Origin of the sequence: Nitrosomonas sp. sh817 (genome assembly GCF_030908545.1) — a bacterium.
GTDB lineage: Bacteria > Pseudomonadota > Gammaproteobacteria > Burkholderiales > Nitrosomonadaceae > Nitrosomonas.
Window position 1 is genome coordinate 2,743,785 of sequence record NZ_CP133083.1, and the last position, 21,400, is coordinate 2,765,184.

At 49.2% G+C, this 21,400-nt stretch carries 19 protein-coding genes; 3 read left to right on the top strand and 16 right to left on the bottom strand.

Going from position 1 to position 21,400, the window contains the following annotated elements; translation table 11 throughout:
* Positions 1 to 16 precede the first annotated feature (16 nt).
* The 9 genes from RBH92_RS13000 to RBH92_RS13040 all read right to left on the bottom strand — a co-directional run bounded on the left by RBH92_RS13000 (position 17) and on the right by RBH92_RS13040 (position 9,030).
* Positions 17 to 634, bottom strand: coding sequence for a hypothetical protein (locus RBH92_RS13000; RefSeq protein ID WP_307932430.1), 618 nt, complete (start codon positions 632 to 634; stop codon positions 17 to 19).
* 208 nt (positions 635 to 842) lie between these two features.
* Positions 843 to 2,105: a methane monooxygenase/ammonia monooxygenase subunit B gene (locus RBH92_RS13005; RefSeq protein WP_307932431.1), complete on the bottom strand. Its 1,263-nt coding sequence runs from the start codon at positions 2,103 to 2,105 to the stop codon at positions 843 to 845.
* On the bottom strand, positions 2,105 to 2,929 hold the full coding sequence (locus RBH92_RS13010) for a methane monooxygenase/ammonia monooxygenase subunit A (protein ID WP_307932432.1): 825 nt from the start codon (positions 2,927 to 2,929) through the stop codon (positions 2,105 to 2,107). Before RBH92_RS13010 ends, RBH92_RS13005 begins: the two co-directional genes overlap by 1 nt.
* Positions 2,930 to 3,093: 164 nt before the next feature.
* Positions 3,094 to 3,903, bottom strand: coding sequence for a methane monooxygenase/ammonia monooxygenase subunit C (locus RBH92_RS13015; protein ID WP_307932433.1), 810 nt, complete (start codon positions 3,901 to 3,903; stop codon positions 3,094 to 3,096).
* Between the two features lie 301 nt (positions 3,904 to 4,204).
* Positions 4,205 to 4,600 carry a response regulator gene (locus tag RBH92_RS13020; protein WP_307932434.1) on the bottom strand — a complete coding sequence of 132 codons (396 nt, stop codon included), beginning with the start codon at positions 4,598 to 4,600 and terminating at the stop codon, positions 4,205 to 4,207.
* 151 nt (positions 4,601 to 4,751) lie between these two features.
* Complete coding sequence (locus RBH92_RS13025) at positions 4,752 to 6,209, bottom strand: TrkH family potassium uptake protein (protein ID WP_307932435.1); 1,458 nt, start codon at positions 6,207 to 6,209, stop codon at positions 4,752 to 4,754.
* Between the two features lie 11 nt (positions 6,210 to 6,220).
* Positions 6,221 to 7,672: a Trk system potassium transporter TrkA gene (gene trkA, locus RBH92_RS13030; protein WP_307932436.1), complete on the bottom strand. Its 1,452-nt coding sequence runs from the start codon at positions 7,670 to 7,672 to the stop codon at positions 6,221 to 6,223.
* 9 nt (positions 7,673 to 7,681) lie between these two features.
* Complete coding sequence (locus RBH92_RS13035) at positions 7,682 to 8,470, bottom strand: inositol monophosphatase family protein (RefSeq protein WP_307932437.1); 789 nt, start codon at positions 8,468 to 8,470, stop codon at positions 7,682 to 7,684.
* Positions 8,471 to 8,472: 2 nt separating this feature from the next.
* Positions 8,473 to 9,030: a thioredoxin family protein gene (locus tag RBH92_RS13040; protein WP_307932438.1), complete on the bottom strand. Its 558-nt coding sequence runs from the start codon at positions 9,028 to 9,030 to the stop codon at positions 8,473 to 8,475.
* Positions 9,031 to 9,188: 158 nt separating this feature from the next.
* On the opposite strand from RBH92_RS13040, the gene RBH92_RS13045 reads away from it, so the two are divergent.
* The 3 genes from RBH92_RS13045 to RBH92_RS13055 all read left to right on the top strand — a co-directional run bounded on the left by RBH92_RS13045 (position 9,189) and on the right by RBH92_RS13055 (position 11,658).
* Positions 9,189 to 9,935 (top strand): 16S rRNA (uracil(1498)-N(3))-methyltransferase, encoded by a 747-nt coding sequence (locus tag RBH92_RS13045; protein WP_307932439.1) that lies wholly within the window; start codon positions 9,189 to 9,191, stop codon positions 9,933 to 9,935.
* Entirely contained in the window at positions 9,935 to 11,302 is a 1,368-nt protein-coding gene (argA, locus tag RBH92_RS13050; RefSeq protein ID WP_307932440.1) for an amino-acid N-acetyltransferase, read from the top strand. The genes RBH92_RS13045 and argA overlap by 1 nt, the downstream gene beginning before the upstream one ends.
* A gap of 77 nt (positions 11,303 to 11,379) precedes the next feature.
* Positions 11,380 to 11,658, top strand: coding sequence for an oxidative damage protection protein (locus RBH92_RS13055; protein ID WP_307932441.1), 279 nt, complete (start codon positions 11,380 to 11,382; stop codon positions 11,656 to 11,658).
* Positions 11,659 to 11,692: 34 nt separating this feature from the next.
* Here RBH92_RS13055 and RBH92_RS13060 read toward each other — a convergent pair whose 3' ends face one another.
* From RBH92_RS13060 to RBH92_RS13090, 7 genes are all read right to left on the bottom strand, one after another.
* Entirely contained in the window at positions 11,693 to 12,616 is a 924-nt protein-coding gene (locus tag RBH92_RS13060) for a putative phage abortive infection protein (protein ID WP_307932442.1), read from the bottom strand.
* A 189-nt stretch (positions 12,617 to 12,805) separates the two neighbouring features.
* Positions 12,806 to 13,870 (bottom strand): class II fructose-bisphosphate aldolase, encoded by a 1,065-nt coding sequence (gene fba, locus RBH92_RS13065; protein ID WP_292924935.1) that lies wholly within the window; start codon positions 13,868 to 13,870, stop codon positions 12,806 to 12,808.
* Between the two features lie 127 nt (positions 13,871 to 13,997).
* Entirely contained in the window at positions 13,998 to 15,449 is a 1,452-nt protein-coding gene (gene pyk, locus RBH92_RS13070; protein ID WP_307932443.1) for a pyruvate kinase, read from the bottom strand.
* 14 nt (positions 15,450 to 15,463) lie between these two features.
* Positions 15,464 to 16,642, bottom strand: coding sequence for a phosphoglycerate kinase (locus RBH92_RS13075; protein ID WP_307932444.1), 1,179 nt, complete (start codon positions 16,640 to 16,642; stop codon positions 15,464 to 15,466).
* 132 nt (positions 16,643 to 16,774) lie between these two features.
* Positions 16,775 to 17,773 (bottom strand): type I glyceraldehyde-3-phosphate dehydrogenase, encoded by a 999-nt coding sequence (gene gap / locus RBH92_RS13080; protein WP_307932445.1) that lies wholly within the window; start codon positions 17,771 to 17,773, stop codon positions 16,775 to 16,777.
* An 81-nt stretch (positions 17,774 to 17,854) separates the two neighbouring features.
* Entirely contained in the window at positions 17,855 to 19,870 is a 2,016-nt protein-coding gene (gene tkt / locus RBH92_RS13085) for a transketolase (RefSeq protein WP_307932446.1), read from the bottom strand.
* A gap of 136 nt (positions 19,871 to 20,006) precedes the next feature.
* A complete protein-coding gene (locus RBH92_RS13090) occupies positions 20,007 to 21,269 on the bottom strand; it encodes a sigma-54-dependent transcriptional regulator (RefSeq protein WP_307932447.1) in 1,263 nt (420 codons plus the stop codon).
* Between the last annotated feature and the right edge of the window lie 131 nt (positions 21,270 to 21,400).

The window sequence follows — 21,400 nt, forward strand, 5'->3', positions numbered from 1 at the left end:
CTTTCTACTAACATCGCTAGGATTCCCCGTCTTTAGTTTGTTTGTTGATTGATGTCTTTTCTTCGTCGACTGCCGATGATTTTGCTCCGCCATCGACTTTTTCAGTTCCTTTCGAGCTGCGTGATGCCATCCATTCCCTGAATCGTCTTGACCGGATGAGTTTATACCCAAGTATGGCGGTCAGCAATAGACCGACCAGTGGCCCTACCGACGCTCTAAATGCATCCGCATAATTAATCATCTCAACGCGCAGATGATATTCATAGTGCAGGGGCGGCACGCCTTCGGCAGTCACTTGTATGAGATATTTTCCTTGTTCCAGCGCTTTTTGCGTGCTGATAACTCCATCCTGATATACCGCCGGACGCAGATCCGTGACGGTTTCTCCTTCCGTCCGATCGCCTCTGATTATCTTCATCCCGATCGGCATCTCTCTCAGTGCAGGATCCACTAAGTCTATCACTAGGATCGTGCTTCCCATTTTGGGTATATCCGTGCAGTAGTGCCCTTCTTCATCAACCTGGGGTTGATAGATACTCAGGTGGATCATGTTTTCGCCTATCCGGCGCATACAACTGTCATCTTCCATGGCTACCTTGCCATGGGCGCCGGCTGTGCTTGTGTAAAGTGTCATAACAAGCATAAAGGCCGCAATCCCTGCTCGTGCTATTTGTCTGACCACGACAAATCCTCCTTTCGCGTTAGTGCCTCTATTTTTGCCAGTTCTTTTGTCCGCATTCTTTGTTGCACCTTAAATTTTCTTTGTTCTCTACCCATATAAAAAAACCGGTACACCGGCTGTCTTGCGACAGTGGTGTACCGGTGTTCAGACTCGCTCTATCTTATAGCTTGGTAAAGACTGGAATTACTGCGCCAGCAATACTGTTAATATAACGATTGCCTTCGTCATCCCATGTCATCAACAAACCACCAAAGCGGCTTTCCGGGTCACCCAACAGCGCCATCAAACGTTGTACTTCCCACAACGCGTCTTTGGCTTCCATCTTAACTTCCCGGGTTTCTCCTGGTTCAATCCCTCTTTCATCTTCCATCGTCAAACCAGTCGCTACCAGTTCGCGTGGATAGTCAGGATCCAGATATTTGCGTCCCAAGTCGTTTACAAAACGGACACCCGCTGTCGTGAACTCGCCAATGTTAACTGCCGAGTCACCGTTGTTGGTGATTTCCATCGTTACACGCAGAGCACGTCCAGGTACGTCGTAGTTAGCATGCGTTACCTTGATCGCAACCGGATTCGGTGCAATCGGCATCGGTTCTACTTTCGATTCACCCGCTTGAATCGGTACTGTGTATGGATGGACGCTTTCGGTATAACGATAGCCGCCCCATACTAGTGCACAGGTCAGGATCGCTACTGCCATGCCTACTTTGCGATCCATTGGATCCAGCAGCAGTTCATCACCGTATGCTAATAGTACACGGCTACGCGGCAGGAACATCGGACGTGCTACATAGTAGCCAATCCAGAAGCAGCCTAAGCCTAACCATACCAAGTGCCAGAACACGCCATTACTGAAGTTAAATGTCTCCAGATCAATGGTTTTGCCTGTCAAAGTGGTTACCGGGTTGGTGAAGTCATCCCAGTTGCCTGAGATGTTCATCCACGATGCCGGTCCTGCGATCGGGCCCGCTTCTTTGACGTTTACCATCGCATGCATGTGATGGCGTCCTGGAATCCTTGCTTTCAGTCTGACTTCAAATTCATAGTCACGGCCAATTTGCAACGGTCCAGAAATAAACGTCGGTTCGCCATTCAATTTGGTGCTTAAACGTACAAACACCGGGCTCGGGCTACCTACGTTGAAGAATGCGCGTTCCGGCTTGCCTACCGCACGTGGCCAGTCTTCCGCCAAGTGAAATTTACCGGTAATCGTTGCAATGTCGTTCACTTTGGTGACTTTCGGTTGCCATTTCAGGTCGTACCATTGAATCGTACGCATACGAAGGAACGGTTCTTGCGAACGTTCACCGTGCGCCGCCGCTGTCTGAACATCTACTGTCAGTGTCAGTGCCAGTGAGGCCGCTCCTATTGCCGCTCCATACAGGCCTAATACGCCCAGCTTAAATATGCTTCTTATATTCATTATCTAATCCCCTGTGCAAAGCCTTTTTCACCAAATGCGGTTACGTCGTTCTTCATAGAGATGCGTCCTCTTTCTCCTTTAACATAGAAGAATGCGGTGCAGTAGATCTTGCCAAAGTACCACCATACGCAGTACATCAACATCGATACAAACGCTGAGAAGAATGCCGCAATAACCGTGGTGTGACCACCAAAGGTACGCAGTGAGCCTTGTTCAATCAGGCGTACATATTCCGGTGTACCGGTACGTACATATAAGAAGCCTGTGTAGTCAGCTACTGATAACAGTACGCCTTCTACTACCAGCGGTAAGTGGGTCGGTCCAAAAATCGGCCAGTTGCCAGGATAGAAGAATAATCCCCAGAATCCACCACCCAACAGTGCCGTGATCAGCCAGTTACCGGTCAGCAGCAATATGGTATCCAGCATCAATGCGCCAGGTATCATCGTTGATGGCAGTACAAAATTCAACGGGTAGTGTGACCACCAGTAGAATCCCCAGTAACGGGTCAGCCATTCTCCGACTAACAGGCATACGATACACAGTGTCGCACCGTAGGATAAACGGTAGTTTACCCACAGGTAATATTGCAGTGCCGCGCAATACATAACGCCTACGATCGGTGTTACTACCGGCCACCATTGACGGTCTTTCCAGTCAAGCCAGAAATCCCAGTCACCTGCCAACAGCATGAAGTGCATGTGGAATGTTCCTACCAACAAGATGCACAGGATCGGAAAATATACCGCGTCGATATATCTGGACATCCTGATCGCTTCTGGCGGCATCTTTGCCGCTGCTAAAATTTCGTCTGTTCTACTCACTAGACCCTCCCTTCTTCATTTCGTGTGATATTAAATATGAAAACTCGACGATTCCCTTTACTTCCTTTTACATCGCCTGCCTTAGCCCGTTTTCATCTTTTCTCTTCGTTACTTAATTTCTTCTGTCACACCTGGCTTGCAGGTGTGACATTCTTACTCAGAAATTAAGGAACAATTCTGTTGTTCAGAATTTCGCGGCTTGCACCGTTCCAGGTTACGTCAGTCAGGTTTGAGTAACGGGTGACGATTTGTGCTGCAATACCGCCCGAGAACAAGCCTGCCCAGCCCAGAATTACAAAGCCCCAGTGCAATGGCGCGCTAAACAGTTCTTCCATGAACCAGAATGCATGACCCCATTCGTTCAAACCAACGTTCGGCAGAATCATCAATGGGCCTGCAATCGCCATTACCAGCGGGAATGATGTGCCGCGGCTGTACAGTGGCAGACGGGTCATCGCGTACAGGTAGGATGCTACACCACATACGATGTACATCGGGAATGAGCCGTAGAACACTACCACGTGACTTGGCGTGAAGCTGGTGTCACGAATAATTACTTGGTGCCAGCTTGCATCTTGTTCGGTGAAGAAGCTGCCGCCCCAGTAAACACCAAACAAGTAAACACCCAGCCACATCATCCAGTAGAAATAACGTTTGATTTCCAATTTGGTGTCCAGGTTGTCCAATTGCTCTTTGGTGTCACGGGTCTTCAGTATCCAGCCCCAGGTTACCAATGCAAACAAAGGCATCAGGGTCATGTGTACCCGCCACAGTCCCATCCATACTTTGTCAAATTCCGGTTCCATCGAGTCCATTCCGTGTGAATACGCAAATGTCCTTTGGTACCAGATCCAGAATATCGCTACCAGCAGCATGGTGCCCATGCCCAGTTTGTAGTACTTCGAGTCGTACCACAGCGACATGTCATAGCTCGCGCTCGACGCGCTACTCGTTGTGCCATACGTTGTTGCCATCTTTCTACCTCCTATCTGTTAATCAAAACTACTTCTCTTTTCTTCTACTGCTTCTAATACTAATTAATTAGTACTGCTTAAAATTTCGGCAGCTAAATTAAACTCTACTTCCCCTCTAATTTAGCTACGCCTCTCAGGCTAGTCGACCTTGGGGTCCAAAGTCAAGTCATTTGTCATAAAATTACCCCCTCATCATCAAGGATTTCTTTAATCTAATGCCTGCTTATACTTTGAAAACAAAAATTAATTACACATTCCCGAGGTTGATTCTGATAGTTTGTATGAACCCGAGGCTGCGCGATTAATTTTGCCGCAAAGTATGGGTACGTATTATGCTTAATAAACCCTCCGCAGTAAATGGTTTAGTCAGATATCCATCGGAACCAGCCAGCCTTCCCCGAGCCTTATCAAATAAGCCATCTTTACTGGAGAGCATAATAACCGGAATTGATTGATAATTTGGATTCTTCTTAATTAACATGCAGGCTTGGTACCCATCCAATCTCGGCATTGTTATATCAACAAAAATAATATCGGGTTGGTTATCTACAATTTTTGACATCGCTACAAAACCGTCTTCAGCCAAAATGACATCACATCCCAGAGGACGCAAAAAAAGCTCGGCGCTTTTCCGAACTGTATTACTATCGTCAATTACCATAACCTTAATGCCTTTTAAGACATCGGTATTGTCCACTCAAGCTCCTTATTACTAATATTAAATTTTTCAAGAATAAATAACTCTTTCTTCGCCACCTCTCAGATTGATCTTTGAAATAACTCTTCTTTCGCATGAGCATCCCGATCCGCAAAGCAGCAGACACGTTACTCGAGCGCCGGCATAAACTTTATTTTCTCCAAAATGCCGGGATAAAAATTGCCAGCACCGTAAAAAATTCCAATCTGCCTAACAGCATGGCAAAACTGCATATCCAGATTTGAAAATCGGTTAATGAGGCATAAGTCGCCGCTGGTCCAATGCCACCTAGACCCGGACCCAGATTATTGAGACAAGCAACCGCAGCGGAAAAGGCAGTAATTACATCCAACCCACTTAACGTCAGTAATAGTGTCATTACAACGATGCTGGTGGCATACACAAACAAAAATACCAATACCGCAAGAATCACTCGATTTGCCAGCAAGCTCCGGCCCAATTTTGCCGGAATAACAGCGTTTGGATGCATAATCGTAATAATTTCTCGATACACTTGCTGGTACAAGATTCGCGCCCGTATCATTTTGATGCCGCCCCCGGTCGATCCGGATGAAGTGCAGAAACTCGACAAAAACAACATCCATAGCGGAATAAATATTGGCCAGAGGCTATAATCGGTATTGCTATAACCGGTCGTTGTCGCCACCGAAACAATATTGAAAGCCGCATAACGTAATGCCGTCAGGGGTTCCGGATAAACCCCGGCTAACCACAGATAAAAAGCCAGTCCACAGCAACTGATCAAGATAATCAGGATGTACCAGCCAACTTCGGAGTCATGGCGATAAGAAATTAAACTTTTCGCTCGCCATGCCAGGAAATGCGTTGCAAAATTGATTCCGGCAATCAACATAAAAAAAATCGCAACCGCTTCAATCAATGGAGAATCCCAGTAGCCATAGCTGGCATCGTGCGATGAGAATCCTCCCAAGCCCAGCGTTGTAAAGGCATGCATCACGGCATCAAACCATTCCATGCCGGCCCATTTATAAGCAACGATGCAAATCAAAGTCAAACAGGCATAGATGGACCATAGGCCCTTAGCCGTCTCGGCAATACGCGGGGTCAGCTTATTCTCTTTCATCGGGCCCGGAATCTCGGCATTTAACAGCTGCCGGCCACCAACCCCCAGTAATGGCAGAATTGCGACTGCCAATACGATTAACCCCATGCCGCCAAGCCAGACAATCTCGCCGCGCCATAAATTGATCGATGGCGGCAACGTGTCCAATCCGGACAAAACAGTACCGCCGCTTGCGGTCAAGCCTGAAACCGCCTCGAAATAAGCCATACTGATACTGAGCTGAGGCAAGTACAAAAGTAGCGGCAGCATGGCAAAAGCCGGCAGCACTGACCACACCAGCACTACCAGCAAAAAACCGTCCCGGGTTTGCAATTCACGTTTAAATGGACGCGTAAACAACCACATCATCAAACCGCATCCGAGCGTAATTAAAATCGATTGTTTGAAAACAAATCCTGCGCCGTCATCCCCCCATAGCGCCAGGCAAAGCGGAACCAGCATCGTTAATCCGAATACCAGCACCATTTTGCCAAGTACGTTAACAGCCACAAGCAATCGATACATGGACTATTTCTCTACAGAAAGCCGACATTAACCTGAAACAGCTTCTCCACTTCCCGGATCATCTTGCGGTTGACCACAAACAAAATCACATGATCTCCCGACTCAATAACTGTATCGTGGTGCGCAATAACAACCTTGATCGCACCGCCTGAGGCATTTGCCGCCCGGCCTGATTCATTGCTCAGATTCTCACCGAACAATCCATCCGATTTGGCTAAACCGCGAACGATAGCGCCGATCGTCGCGCCTTTAGGCAATTTGATCTCATCGATCCTGCGCCCGACCACATTGGACGATTTCGCATCGCCATGCGCCACCAACTCCAAAGCTTCCGCCGCACCGCGCCGCAAACTATGCACGGCGGCGACATCACCATGCCGGACGTAAGCCAGTAAAGAACCGATCGTTACCTGCGCCGGTGAAATCGCAATATCAATCCCGCTGCTTTGCACCAGATCGACATAAGCACCGCGATTGATGAGTGCGATAACCTTATGCGCCCCCATGCGTTTCGCCAGCAGCGCTGACATAATGTTATTCTCATCATCATTCGTCAGTGCGCAAAACATATCCATCTCGGCGATGTTCTCATCTTCCAGCAAGGTTTCGTCGGTAGAATCCCCATGCAGCACCAGCGCATTGCTCAGTTCGCCGGCCAATCGCTCGCAGGCTTGATAATTGCGTTCGATGATTCTGACCTGATAATCTTTCTCTAGCGTACCGCCAAGCCGTCTGCCGATTTTACCTCCCCCGGCAATCATCACATGCTTGACCGGTTTATCCATCTTGCGCAATTCCCGCATGACCGCGCGAATATCTTCTGTCGCCGCAATAAAAAATACTTCGTCTTCCGCTTCGATGACGGTATTCCCCTCAGGGATAATCGGGCGATCTTTGCGGAAAATTGCCGCAACCCGGGTATCGACATTCGGAACATGTTTGCGTAATTCCTGTAGCTGTTGACCGACCAGCAACCCTCCCTGCAGCGCCCGAACCGCCACCAGGCTCACTTCTCCCAATGCGAAATCGAGCACCTGCAGCGCTTCCGGAAACTCGATCAGCTTTTCAATATATTCCGTAAGGATCTGTTCAGGGCAAATCGCAAAATCCACACAAAAATTCTCGGTCGAAAAAATTTCCGGATGTTCCAGATATTCGGTCGAGCGGATGCGGGCGATCTTCGTAGGGGTATTAAATAGCGTAGCGGCGAGTTTACAAGCCACCAAATTGGTTTCATCGTGTTCGGTGACTGCCAATATCATATCTGCGTCATGCGCGCCCGCGCTAACCAGCACCGAAGGATGCGAAGCATTGCCGGTGACCGTCCGCAAATCCAGACGATCTTGCAAGAGCGCCAAGCGCTTGGGATCGACATCCACCATGGTGATATCGTTGGCTTCGCTGACCAGATTCTCAGCCACGGATGTGCCGACTTGACCGGCACCTAAAATAATAATTTTCAATTCAGGTACCTATTTATTGCGATTTTCCCGCACCCAATCCCGCCATTGCGCAAATAATACGGGATCTAATGCAGCAATTACCGAGCGATGCCATGCCGGGCTGGTCCAATAATCATCGTGCTCAAAGCCGCACAAGTTGCCGCCCGCTTCCGCCAGAATCAGAGAACCGGCGGCGTAATCCCACGGCTTCTGCCCGCCATGCAGGTACAAATCAAAATAGCCAGCAGCGGTATAACACAACTCCAATGCGCAAGCACCAAAATTCCGCTGCGACGCAAACGGTGGATCAGCGGCCACTCTGGCAGCAAAGCTCCGGTCCAGCCGCTTCAAATCCACATTCGCCATTGCACTCGACATTGGCGGCGCATGCTTCTTCAGAGGTAATGCGATACCATTTAAAAATGCGCCATTCCCTTTGGTCGCATAAAACATTTCATCCGTTACGGGATTATAGATCACGCCGAGTACGCTCCGCCCTTGCTCCATGTATGCCACGGAAGTGGCAAAGTAAGGCAAACCGTTATAAAAATTGGAGGTGCCATCGATCGGATCGACACTCCACAAACCCGATTCCCCTTTGATCCACTCGGCCTGTTGTTCCGCTTCGGTCATTTCCTCGCCCATGGCCGCCGCTGGACGGATTTTCTGCAGTTGATCCAATAGCGCATTTTGTGCCGCCACGTCCGCTTCGGTATAAAAACTGCCATCCGATTTGGTTTGCCGGCCTACGCGCAAATAGCGCGGCATGATCACTTCCTGAGCGACGTTTCTGACTGTCGCAATGACTTTTTCTAGCACAGTTACTCCGAACGCCACTTAATTGAGCAACCGATACTGGGAATTTGTTCGGCCGGGCCGCGGCCGGTCTTCGCAACTTGCAGCATCGCTTCGAACAAATCCCGGCGCACATCGGCTGGGGCAGCTTCTTTACGCGATGCATCGAGACGCCCGCGATATTGCAATTCCAGCTTGCCATTGAATCCAAAAAAATCCGGCGTGCAGACCGCGCCGTATTGCTTCGCGATTTCCTGTGTTTCATCCCACACATACGGAAACGGATAATTCAACTGCTTCGCGACAAGCGCCATGTTCTCAAACGAGTCTTCCGGATAATCCGCCGGATCGTTGGACATGATGGCAATGGCATTGATGCCGTGCTGCTTCAATTCATTGACATCGCGGATAATGCGATCCTGCACCGCTTTGACATACGGACAGTGATTGCAAATGAACATAACCAGGAGCCCGTTTTCCCCTTTAGCCGAAGCCAGGTCATAGCGTTTGCCATCGACACCCGGCAAATCAAAATCGACCGCCTTCCAACCGAAATCACAGACTGGTGTTTCTAAACTTGCCATATACTTACTCCATCGATTAAAAATTATTTGAAAAATTATTCCCGGCTTGATGCATGACGGAATCATTGATGTTACCAAGTCAATGCCGGGTGCATAACATGCTATATTATCATGACTCTATTTGTTGAAATCGCCGCTCCCAGGCAACGACATTAATCATGCACGCTCGTTTCTACCATCCTGAAGAAATCACCGTCGGACAGATGATTGCCCTATCGGCTGAAAACAAGCATCACGCCGCACGGGTATTACGTCTTAGAGATGGTGACCTGGTCACGTTATTCAATGGTCACGGCGGCGAGTTTTGCGCGCGGATCGATTCCATCCGCAAAGATAGCATCACGGTATTGGTCGGCAGCTATCAAGACACCAACCGTGAATCGCCCTTGCATATCGAGCTGGCCCAAGCCATCTGCGTCAATGAAAAAATGGATTGGATCATACAAAAATCGGTGGAACTCGGCGTATCTTCGATCCAGCCGGTATCCACCGCCCGCAGTATTGTGCATCTATCGGATGAGCGTTCCGGAAAGCGGCTGCAGCACTGGCAAAAGATCGTCATTTCAGCATGCGAACAATGTGGCAGAAATCAAGTGCCGCAAATATATCCACTGATCACTCTGCCGGAATGGCTGAGCCGGAAAAAAATGCATCGCACCACGCAAGATATTCTTATCATGTTATCCACCACGGCGGCACAAAGCCTGAAAGATTTACCCGAACCGGCAGCCGATGCTAAAGTGGCTCTTGTTATAGGTCCCGAAGGCGGATTCACCGAGGAAGAAGAACTCGCGATTGAGCATTCGGGCTTCGCGCCAATGCATCTTGGCAGCCGCATTTTGCGCACGGAAAGCGCCGCGCTCGCCGCAATTGCGGCGATGCAAGCGCTTTGGGGAGATTACTGATGACGGCCGTCAATAATAAGCCGGATACAACCGCGGAATTTGTCGCCTGGTTCCGTTCCGTAGCACCTTACATCCATACCTTTCGCGGCAAGGTCTTTGTCATCGGTTTTAGCGGTGAAATGATCACCGATGCCAAATTCGTCAACTTCATTCATGACATCAACCTGCTCGCCAGCCTCGGCGTGCGGCTTGTGCTCGTGCACGGCGCACGGCCGCAGATTCAATTGCGCCTGGACGAATCGCAACTGGAAACCCAAACGGTCATGGGCATGCGCGTCACCGATCCCGCCGCGCTACAGTGCGTCAAGGAATCAGTCGGGCGCGTACAGCACGAAATTGCCGCGCTGCTATCGATGGGATTGCCGAATTCGCCGATGGCCAATGCCGCCATTCGCGTCACCAGCGGCAACTTTGTCACAGCCTGTCCGTACGGCATCATTCAAGGTGTCGACCTGATGCATACCGGCAAAGTGCGCAAGATCAACGCGCCAGCCATTCATTCCCGTCTGGAACAAGGCGACGTAGTGCTGATTTCACCGCTCGGCTACTCCCCGACGGGTGAAATCTTTAACTTGACGATGGAAAATGTCGCGACTGAAACCGCCATCGCGCTTCGTGCCGAAAAACTGATTCTGCTGCTGGATACCGTCGATTGCACTGCGTCCGCTGAAAATAAAGCAGGAAAATTGCCGCGCGAACTGACAATTGCCGAAAGCAAATTATTGCTGGAACATAAAATTCCAACTCCCACACCTCGAGTACCGGATACCTTATTGCCAGCATTACAATCAGCAACCAAAGCTTGCGAAATGGGCGTCACCCGCGCGCATTTGGTCAGCCGCCATTGCGATGGCGCTATCTTACAAGAGCTGTTCACCCATCATGGCATCGGCACCATGATCACGCAAGAATCGTTGCAGGCCCTCAGAAAAGCAAAAATCGAAGACGTCGGCGGCATCTTGCAATTGATCGAACCGCTCGAAACCGAAGGCATTCTGGTCAGGCGCGGCCGTGAACTGCTGGAAATTGAAATCAACCGTTTTACCGTTTTCGAGCACGACGGCATTATTTTCGGCTGCGCAGCACTGTACCCATTCCCCGAAGAACGCGCCTGTGAACTCGCCTGTCTGGCGATTCACCCGGATTACCGCAACCAGGGTCACGGCGAGCGTTTGCTTAAACACATCGAAAACAAAACGATTGCGCAAGGCATCCACAAACTGTTCGTGCTCACCACCCATGCCACCCATTGGTTCATCGAACACGGCTTCAACGCGGCTACGACAGCGGAGCTGCCGAAAACCAAGCAGAATTTGTACAATTATCAGCGCCGCTCGAAAGTACTCATCAAACACCTCGGCGATTAGCAAAAAATTCACGCAAACGGTTTACGCAACGAAACGAACGTTTCATAATGCCCGTTTTTTCCAAGGACGAACCCGCAATGACAAGAATGGTGAAATGCATCAAATTGGGCCGCGAAGCCGAAGGGCTGGACTTTCAAACCTACCCCGGCGAACTCGGCAAACGGATTTTTGAAAACGTATCGAAAGAAGCCTGGAATCAGTGGATCAAACATCAAACCATGCTGGTCAACGAAAATCGTCTGAACCTATCCGACCCGAAGGCGCGAAAATACCTTGCAGAGCAAATGGAAGCGCATTTTTTTGGGGAAGGTGCGGAACAGGCGGCGGGGTATGTGCCCCCTGAGAACAAATCCTGATTTCTAAAATGTATCAATAGATTACTTCCAAAAATCATGTTCCAGATTTAACATCTTCCCATTCGAAGTATCCCGGCTCAAAATAATCTGACATATCTATTTCTTTTTTACAATCGAAGAACTCTGGAGGAATATTCTTTACAATTTCATATTTGCGCATGTAGTCGTCACTCCACCATCTATTGCCCATTGGTGAAATGCTATTCAGCAAAAGAAGTGCTTGCTCATGATTAGATAGCTGAGCTCTAATAGTCTTTACAAATTCATATTTTTTATCGAATGTCAGTATTTCTTGCTGATCCACATACTTCACAGCTTGATAAAGATGGCGATAATAATGCCCTAGACGAGATTGATGACCTTCAAAAGGTATATAGGGAAAATTTTTTTCACATTTAACCATTTTCTTTTTTTCTTGATCATTTAGTTCGTCTTCCAATCTTCCTATGAATTTCGAGTCAAACTCTGCCAGTGATAGCTTTAAGATTCTCGAAGAATTCGGACCTGTACCATAGTAAAGACAATAATATGTGATATGCAATAACTCCTTTTTATTAAGATTCTGACTACACTCACGCGCTATTTCGATAACAATCTCGAGGATTAGCCTAAACTCTCTGATAAGCACTACAAACAGTTTCCGACCAGATATTCCTTCAACTTCAAGTTCAGCAACATTATCTCGATGCAATCGCAATAACTCGAAATACTTAGTTTCAAACATCAGAATTTCCGAAGATTTCTGTTGATTCTTTAAATTTCTAAGAAGTAGCATAAAACTCGCAAGTGCAAAGAGCGTCCCCACGTAGCCACCTACGAAATTTCCTAGTTGACTTGCCCCTTCTGGATCAACAGTGTCCGATGCGCGAAATACCTCAGCTATAAAGATCAGATTCATAACAACAAATCCGCCTATTAGAACGATTATTTCGGAAATATGCTCGCGAATCCACGTCACTTAAACTCTCCTGTGCATTTTAAGCGATACAATTTACTGATTTCCTATGGAATAGGAAACATCAGCATTGTGCTATCGATTGGATACAAAACTTATGGATACTTGCTAGAAAACCACTTCTTTGGAGCATATGAGATTGTGCAAGCCGCACAATCTCATATGCTTATATTGAATACTGCTTGCTTTAACTTACTTAATAACCGCGTTCAATTCGCCTTTGGCATAGCGGTTCGCCATATCTTCCAATGAAATCGCTTTGATTTTGCTGGCTTGGCCGGCGCAGCCGAAGGCCTCGAAACGCGCTTTGCAAATTTCTTTGGCGGCAGCGGTGGCTTCTTTCAGGAATTTGCGCGGATCGAAGTTGCTTTTGTCGGTTTCCAGGCTGCGGCGGATCGCGCCGGTCATCGCCAGACGGATGTCGGTGTCGATGTTGACTTTGCGTACACCATATTTGATGCCTTCTTGGATTTCCTCAACTGGGACACCATAGGTTTCTTTGATGTCGCCGCCAAATTTACGGATGATTTCCAGCCATTCTTGCGGTACCGAGCTGGAGCCGTGCATCACCAGATGGGTGTTGGGAATACGTGCGTGGATTTCCTTGATGCGTTGGATCGCCAGAATATCGCCGGTGGGTTTACGGGTGAATTTATACGCGCCGTGCGAAGTGCCGATCGCGATCGCCAAAGCATCGACGCCGGTTTTACGCACGAAATCGGCGGCTTCTTCCGGATCGGTCAGCAGTTGATCATGCGATAACACGCCTTCCGCGCCGTGGCCATCCTCGGCTTCGCCCATGCCGGATTCCAGAGAACCCAGGCAACCCAGCTCGCCTTCTACCGAAACGCCAACCGAATGCGCAATGTTCACAACATCCGCCGTAACATTCACGTTGTATTCGTAGGTCGAAGGGGTTTTAGCGTCGGCTTGCAGGGAACCGTCCATCATGACACTCGAGAAACCGCTGCGGATTGCATTCACGCATACGGAAGGCGATGCGCCGTGATCCTGGTGCATCACGATCGGTATATGCGGATACGCTTCAACCGCTGCTGCGATCAAATGACGCAAAAACGCTTCACCGGCATATTTTCTGGCACCTGCGGAACCTTGCATGATGACCGGACTGTTGCATTCATCCGCAGCTTGCATGATCGCTTGAATCTGTTCCAGATTGTTGACGTTGAAAGCCGGCAAGCCGTAGCCGTTTTCCGCCGCGTGGTCTAGTAGTTGTCTGAGTGATACGAGTGCCATTTAGATCTCCTTATAAAATATCTTAATAAAATTCTATGTTGCATAAGTATAAGCGATTATTCTTGATGATTGCTGCTTGATTCTTGATTCCTCGCGCGTCGGCTCGGATTCCAGACAATCTTATAACTTACAATGAATCAATACCTTGTCTTGTTTTCCATTCACCGACTTTGATAATTTTCATCGTATTGGTGCCGCCGGTTTTACCCACCGGTTCGCCGATGGTCATCACCATGACATCGCCGTTACGCACCACACCTCGGCTGAGCAACTCCTGTTCGGCTAAATTCAGAATCTCTTCGGAATCATTCAATCCCGCGCCGAATTCCACCGGATAAACACCACGGAAAAGGGTAACACGCCGGCGGGTTTCTTCATTCGGACTGAGCGCAAAAATCGGTACTTTGGAACTTCTGCGCGACATCAGCAATGCCGTCACGCCACTCTGCGTTAACGCCGCGATGGCGCGCACATGCAAGCCGCCAGCGGTATACATGGTCGCTCTGGCGATCGCTTCTTCAATCGAAGCCGGATTGATGTTTTGCATACGCCGGTCGACGTTCACCAGGTATTCCTTTTCCGCTTCCAGACACACTCTGGCCATCGCTTCAACCGCTTCAACCGGATATTCGCCAGCGGCGGATTCTGCCGACAGCATCACCGCGTCGGTGCCATCCAGCACCGCGTTGGCCACGTCGGACACTTCCGCACGGGTAGGGATCGGATTGGTGATCATGGATTCCATCATTTGCGTTGCCGTAATGACGGTTTTATTATTTGCCCGCGCCGAGCGGATCATACGCTTCTGCAGCGCGGGAACCGCCGCATCTCCCACTTCCACCGCCAAATCACCGCGCGCGACCATGATCGCATCGGAGGCATCGAGGATATCATCAAGCGCCAAGATCGCTTCCGAACGTTCAATCTTGGCCATAACCATGCCTTTTCCGCCCGCTTCCAGCAGTAACGAGCGCGCTTGCCGGATATCGTCGCCTGAGCGTACGAACGACACCGCCAGATAATCCGCGCCAAATTCGGCGGCGGTCTTGATATCTTCGAAGTCTTTACTGGTCAACGCAGGTGCGCCCAATCCGCCGCCCTTGCGATTAATACCTTTATTATTGGACAAGATTCCGCCTTGTTCGACCACGCAAAATACTTGATGACCTTTCACGTGCGAAACACCCAGCACGATACGGCCATCATCCAACATCAGCGTGGCGCCGGTCTCCAGATCGTTCGGCAGTTCCTTATAATCGAGACCGACTCTTTCTTGATTCCCTAACTCGCAAGTGGCATCCAGAATGAATTGATCGCCCACTTCCAGGCGGATCTTACCGTGTTCAAACTTGCCGACCCGGATTTTCGGCCCTTGCAAATCGGCTAATACACCCACTGTAACGCCAGCAGCTCGCGCTATCGAACGTGTCATTTCGGCAAATTCTATATGCTGTTCCCGGGTACCATGGGAGAAGTTGATCCGAACAACATCGACACCGGCTCGGATCATGCGCTCCAGTATTTTAGGATTGCTGCAAGCAGGCCCCAGCGTCGCAACGATTTTCGTTCTTCGGATCATGTTCTTCCTGACGATTATTTAGCACGCATTTCTAATATCTCGACTGCGGGCAATTTCTTGCCTTCCAGAAATTCCAGAAAAGCGCCGCCTGCGGTTGAAATATAAGAAACTTTGTCGTAGATATCATACTTTTGAATCGCCGCGATGGTATCACCGCCGCCAGCTAGCGTAAAAGCCTTGGTTTCCGCGATAGCTCTGGCTATTTTTTCGGTGCCGGCGCCAAATTGATCGAATTCAAACACACCCACAGGACCATTCCATACCACCGTTCCTGCTTTCATGATGATATCCACCAATTCTTGCGCGCTTTTCGGGCCGATATCGAAAATCATATCGTCATCCGCCACATTACCCGCGTCTTTCAATACTGCCGGTTCGTTCGCATCGAATTTTTTGCCGACGACAACATCGACCGCAACCGGGATCGAGGCATTGCGTTTCGCCATTTTCTCCATCAACGCTTTGGCGGTCGGCACCAGATCATCTTCGCACAACGATTTACCGACATTTTTGCCGGTCGCCTTCAGGAAGGTATTGGCGATACCGCCGCCAACCACCAGTTGATCGACTTTTTCGGATAACGATTCAAGCACCGTCAGTTTGGTGGAAACTTTTGAGCCGCCGACAATCGCCACCATTGGCCGTGCTGGACTCAACAACGCTTTAGTCAACGCATCCAACTCTTCGGTCAGCAATATGCCTGCGCAAGCAGCCGGCGCATATTTCGCGATGCCATGTGTCGAAGCTTCCGCGCGGTGCGCAGTGCCGAATGCATCCATCACAAAAACATCGCATAATTTTGCGTATTTCTGCGAGGTTTCTTCAACGTTTTTCTTCTCGCCCTTGTTGAAACGGCAGTTTTCCAACACTACCAATTCTCCGGCAGCCAAATCGAAACCGCCGTCCACCCAATCCTTAATCAAACGAACGGGTTTTCCGAGGCGATCAGCAATATTATCGGCAACCGGTTTCAGAGAATTTTCCTCAGTCCACACGCCTTCTTCGGGCCGCCCCAAGTGCGAGGTCACCATCACTTTAGCGCCTTGCCCGAGACAATGGTTAATCGTTGCCATAGAGGCGGTAATACGGGCATCCGAGGTTACTTTGCCATCTTTGACAGGCACATTCAGATCGGCGCGTATAAATACGCGTTTACCTTTCAGATCAAGATCAACTAGTTTAATAACAGACACGGCAAACTCCAGAATTGTCTTTGAGAAAGTATAAAGGATAGCAAACGCTATCCTTTATGTTTTAATGAATTAAAATTCAAAGCGGTGCGCAATCAGGATACAAACCACGATAACACCACTATCGGTACGAAATTACTTAGCAACGGTACGAACCATTTCCAGCACTTTGGTGGAATAGCCCCATTCGTTGTCATACCAAGCGACAACTTTGACAAAGCTTTTATCCAATGCCATCCCTGCTTCGGCGTCGAAAATCGACGTGCAGCTTTCACCGCGAAAATCGGTCGATACCACTTTTTGATCGGTATAACCCAATACGCCTTTCATAGAACCTTCCGATGCGTCTTTCATCGCTTTACAAATTTCGTCGTAGGTCGCTTCTTTTTCCAGTTCGCACGTCAAATCGACGACCGAAACATCCGATGTCGGTACACGGAAAGCCATACCGGTCAGTTTTTTGTTCAGTTCAGGGATTACCACACCCACTGCTTTAGCCGCCCCGGTCGATGAAGGAATAATATTTTCCAGAATACCGCGGCCGCCGCGCCAATCTTTATTGGACGGACCATCCACGGTTTTTTGTGTAGCGGTCGCTGCATGGACGGTGGTCATCAGGCCACGTTTGATGCCCCATTTATCGTTCAACACTTTGGCAATCGGCGCCAAGCAATTGGTGGTACAGGAAGCATTCGAAATAATCGCTTCGCCTTTGTACGATTTATCATTGACACCATAAACAAACATCGGCGTATCATCTTTCGATGGTGCCGACATAATGACTTTCTTCGCCCCGGCAGCTAGATGCTTTTCACAAGTCTCTTTGGTCAGGAACAAGCCGGTCGATTCGATCACGACCTCCGCACCCACTTCATTCCACTTCAATTCCGCCGGGTCTTTGATGGCTGTCAGACGGATTCTTTTGCCATTGACCACCAGCGTGTTACCGTCGATCGACACATCACCGCTAAAACGGCCATGCACCGAATCGTGCTTCAACATATACGCCAGATAATCCGGTTCCAGCAAATCGTTGATCGCAACGATTTCAATGTCCGGAAAATTTTGTACTGCCGAGCGGAAAACCATACGCCCGATACGACCAAACCCATTGATACCCACTTTTATTGTCATTCTATGCTCCTTAAATAAAAAACCTGCGCACCACAGCTCAGATCAAGTCAAACGAGCCATTGTGCTTAAAATGTTATTGATTTAGAGAATGCTCTTAACCGTTTTGACGACATTCTCGACAGTGAAACCAAAATGTTTAAACAGCACATCCGCCGGCGCCGATTCACCGAATGTATCGATACCCACTACTGCGCCGTCCAAGCCGACGTATTTACGCCAAAAATCGGTTACCCCCGCTTCGATGGCAACACGCTTGACGCCTTTTGGCAAAACACTCTCTTTATACGATGATTCCTGGCGATCGAATACATTAGTACACGGCATTGATACCACGCGCACAAAAACGCCTTCATCAGCCAATGCCTTTTGCGCATTCATCGCCAAACCGACTTCGGAGCCGGTTGCGATCAATACCGCTTGCGGCTTGCCGTTACTTGCTTCCGACAATACGTAACCGCCCTTATCGATCAGCTTGACGGTTGCCGCATCGCGTTTTTGGAACGGTAAGTTCTGGCGGCTGAATATCAAGGTTGAAGGGCCGTTTTTACGCTCAATCGCGCGCGCCCACGAAACCGTGGATTCCACGGTATCGCAAGGACGCCATACATCCATATTGGGAATGTAACGCAACGTCGCCGTTTGTTCGACCGGTTGGTGCGTTGGGCCGTCTTCACCCAAACCGATGGAATCGTGCGTAAAGACAAAAATATTGCGAATCTTCATCAATGCCGCCATACGCAATGCGTTGCGGGCATATTCCGAGAACATCAGAAAGGTCGCGCCGTAAGGAATCAAGCCACCATGCAGTGACAATCCGTTCATCATGGCACTCATGCCGAATTCGCGCACACCGTAGTACACATAGTTGCCGCCGTTATTTTTACCAATTCCTTTGGAACCCGACCACAATGTCAGATTCGAGCCCGCAAGATCGGCGGAACCGCCGATCAATTCAGGCAATACCGGCGCAAGTGCTTCAATCGCATTTTGTGAAGCTTTCCGGCTGGCAATGGTTTCTGCTTTGGCGTCGATCTGGTTAACGACACTTTCGACATGACTCTGCCAGTTAGCCGGCAGCTCGCCAGCCATGCGGCGATTGAATTCCGCTGCTTCTACCGGATATTTCCCGGCATACTCTGCAAATTTCTCATTCCATTCGGTTTCCAGCTTTTGCCCTTTCGCTCTGGCATCCCACGCACTGTAGACTTCTTGGGGAATTTCAAAAGGCGGATGATGCCAGCCGATATGCGGACGCGCCGCAGCGATTTCCGCATCGCCCAGAGCCGCGCCGTGAACGGAGTGGGTATTGGCCATGTTCGGCGATCCCATGCCGATGACTGTCTTGCAGCAAATCATCGTCGGTTTGTCGTTGACTTTCTTAGCGGCTTCAATCGCTGCTTCGATCGCTACCGGATCATGACCATTAACATCGGGCACCACATGCCATCCGTAAGACTCGAAGCGCTTCGGCGTATCATCGGTAAACCAGCCTTCTACATGGCCGTCAATGGAAATGCCATTATCGTCGTAAAAACAGATCAACTTGCCTAGACCCAATGTTCCCGCAAGCGAACAGGCTTCGTGAGAAACCCCTTCCATCATGCAACCGTCACCCAGGAACACATAAGTATAGTGATCAACAATATTGTATCCAGGCCGGTTAAATTCGGCAGCCAGCACTTTTTCCGCCAGCGCCATGCCCACTGCATTGGTAATTCCTTGACCGAGAGGACCGGTGGTTGTCTCTACCCCAGGGGTATAGCCATATTCCGGGTGTCCGGGCGTTTTAGAATGAAATTGCCGGAACTTCTTGATTTCTTCCATCGGCAGATCGTAGCCGGTCAAATGCAGTAATGCATAAATCAGCATGGAACCATGCCCGTTCGATAGAATGAAACGATCGCGATCAGCCCACTGCGGATTGCCAGGATTATGACGCAGGTGATGAATCCACAGCACCTCAGCAATTTCAGCCATACCCATCGGCATACCGGGGTGACCGGAATTGGCTTTTTGCACGGCATCCATCGCCAATGCGCGAATCGCACTGGTTAAGTTTCTAAATACCGGCGCGTCAAAATCCTTAAATGTCCCCATCGATGCTAACTCCCTAATATTTTCAAAAAACGATATAAAAGCGCGTATTATCGCTTAAGAAGCGGGAGATCACAACCATGGGAAAGCAAATTACACTTAAAAGCAATTTGCGTAACAAGCTCATTCCTTGATGGAATCAATTACCGCGCAATTTGATACCCAGCAATTTAATTTTCCGGTAAAGATGGGTTCTTTCCAGCCCGGCACGTTCGGCAACGCGCGTCATATTGCCATTTTCTTGGTCAATCAATCTTTCAAAATAAGTTTTCTCAAACAAATCACGGGCTTCTCGCAGTGATAAATCCAAGGGAATTTCGGGCGCAACCGATGTGGAAGAAGACTCCGGAAAAACCATCGCTTGTTGTACCGCTTCCGCCGAGATCTCATCACCAGAACATGTCAGCGCTAACGAATGCACTACGCCCGTCAGCTGCGTCAGATTGCCCGGCCAATCATAATTCCGCAGACAGTTGAGCGCTGCAGTACTAAACTGCAGCGCGGAGGGCGCCTCACCCGATTCCGCGAAACGCGATAAAATTTGACCGGCCAATTCCGGAATATCCTCGCGATGCGCTCTCAATGCGGGAATACCGATGCTTAAGCTGCTCAAAACTTCGTATAACTTGGGATGATAAGTACCTTGCGCGGTCAATTCCGCCAGCGGCTGGGACGTTGCGCAAATGAGCCGCACGTTATACTTCTCAAGTTTACTCAGCAGTAACAACAGGCCTTTTTGCGCCAGCTTACTGATTTCGCCGACATCTTTCAGAAAGAGTAAACCGCCTCTTGCCAGCTCCAGTAAATCCAGCGGCGATTCCGCCAGCGATGTCAGGTTTTCAGGCTCCACCCATGGCGTATTCGGTCGGTGCAAAAACCGGGCGCATATCTCGGCTCCCACGCCGGGTTCGCCCATGAGCAGCACCGGCGTTTTCAAATTGGCAACTTGCTCCAGCCTTCTTCTAAGGTCGGCAATCAAAGGTCCTTTACCTAAACTGGCAAGAGAAAGCGCCGACTGATGCTTATTCTGCCCGCCTCGTAATGCTTTACTGACAGTGCTGAGCAATTTCTGCAGCGGAATCGGTTTTTCCAAATAACCAAATGCACCGATGCGGGTAGCCTCAACCGCGGTATCAATGGTTCCATGTCCCGACATCATGATCACCGGCATCGTCAGCATACCGTTGCTCGCCCATTCTTTTAACAAGGTAATGCCATCGGTGTCGGGCATCCATATATCCAACAGCACCAGATCCGGACGAGTCTGGCTTCTCCATACCCGGGCTTGCTCGGCATTTTCCGCCAGTGCCACCCGGTATCCTTCATCGCGCAAAATTTCAGATAGCAGTTCGCGTATGCCAATTTCGTCGTCAACAATCAAAATAGTATTGTTAGTTATCATTTACAGTTTCTCCGCATCCGAAATCTAATCAGCTTATCTCCAACTGTCAAATTTCACGATCACTCGCAAATTCACATTTTCAGCACTAAAGATTCCCGGATGCGATGATTTCATTGACCGTTTCTATTTTT

What these genes read in the sequence shown, in the direction of transcription:
- RBH92_RS13000 (WP_307932430.1), bottom strand. Translation starts at nt 634, where the DNA reads ATGACACTTTACACAAGCACAGCCGGCGCCCATGGCAAGGTAGCCATG.
- RBH92_RS13005 (WP_307932431.1), bottom strand. Translation starts at nt 2,105, where the DNA reads ATGAATATAAGAAGCATATTTAAGCTGGGCGTATTAGGCCTGTATGGA.
- RBH92_RS13040 (WP_307932438.1), bottom strand. Translation starts at nt 9,030, where the DNA reads ATGGCAAGTTTAGAAACACCAGTCTGTGATTTCGGTTGGAAGGCGGTC.
- argA (WP_307932440.1), top strand. Translation starts at nt 9,935, where the DNA reads ATGACGGCCGTCAATAATAAGCCGGATACAACCGCGGAATTTGTCGCC.
- gap (WP_307932445.1), bottom strand. Translation starts at nt 17,773, where the DNA reads ATGACAATAAAAGTGGGTATCAATGGGTTTGGTCGTATCGGGCGTATG.
- tkt (WP_307932446.1), bottom strand. Translation starts at nt 19,870, where the DNA reads ATGGGGACATTTAAGGATTTTGACGCGCCGGTATTTAGAAACTTAACC.
- RBH92_RS13045 (WP_307932439.1), top strand. Translation starts at nt 9,189, where the DNA reads ATGCACGCTCGTTTCTACCATCCTGAAGAAATCACCGTCGGACAGATG.
- RBH92_RS13055 (WP_307932441.1), top strand. Translation starts at nt 11,380, where the DNA reads ATGACAAGAATGGTGAAATGCATCAAATTGGGCCGCGAAGCCGAAGGG.
- pyk (WP_307932443.1), bottom strand. Translation starts at nt 15,449, where the DNA reads ATGATCCGAAGAACGAAAATCGTTGCGACGCTGGGGCCTGCTTGCAGC.
- fba (WP_292924935.1), bottom strand. Translation starts at nt 13,870, where the DNA reads ATGGCACTCGTATCACTCAGACAACTACTAGACCACGCGGCGGAAAAC.
- RBH92_RS13025 (WP_307932435.1), bottom strand. Translation starts at nt 6,209, where the DNA reads ATGTATCGATTGCTTGTGGCTGTTAACGTACTTGGCAAAATGGTGCTG.
- RBH92_RS13090 (WP_307932447.1), bottom strand. Translation starts at nt 21,269, where the DNA reads ATGATAACTAACAATACTATTTTGATTGTTGACGACGAAATTGGCATA.
- RBH92_RS13015 (WP_307932433.1), bottom strand. Translation starts at nt 3,903, where the DNA reads ATGGCAACAACGTATGGCACAACGAGTAGCGCGTCGAGCGCGAGCTAT.